The organism is Marinobacter confluentis (assembly GCF_004785685.1).
Taxonomy (GTDB): domain Bacteria; phylum Pseudomonadota; class Gammaproteobacteria; order Pseudomonadales; family Oleiphilaceae; genus Marinobacter; species Marinobacter confluentis.
Window position 1 is genome coordinate 1 of record NZ_SRPF01000034.1, and the last position, 323, is coordinate 323.

The window sequence follows — 323 nt, forward strand, 5'->3', positions numbered from 1 at the left end:
GGGTTTGACGGTGCTCTAGGGAGTGCCATTACCGGCATTCTTGATCTTTTCCGACTGGCGGGGGTTACCTGGTCGCGGATTAACAACGAAGAACCGACACCGAAATTCACCACGCGTCTGCTGACGTTCGACGGCCAGCCGTTTCGCTGTATTAACGGCATTACCCTTTTGCCAGATGGCGCACTGACCGACCCTGCCGCCAAACCCGCTGAGAGCTCCCTGGTGATGATTCCCACCATCGGCGCACCGATTCCACGGGTACTGAACGAAAACCGGGGGCTGGTTGACTGGCTGGCGCAGTCCAGCCAGCTGAATAACGGCCA

1 pseudogene is annotated in these 323 nt (G+C 58.5%); it reads left to right on the forward strand.

What is annotated here, in order from left to right:
• Positions 1-323: pseudogene (locus E5Q11_RS17810) on the forward strand (GlxA family transcriptional regulator); the annotation flags it as partial.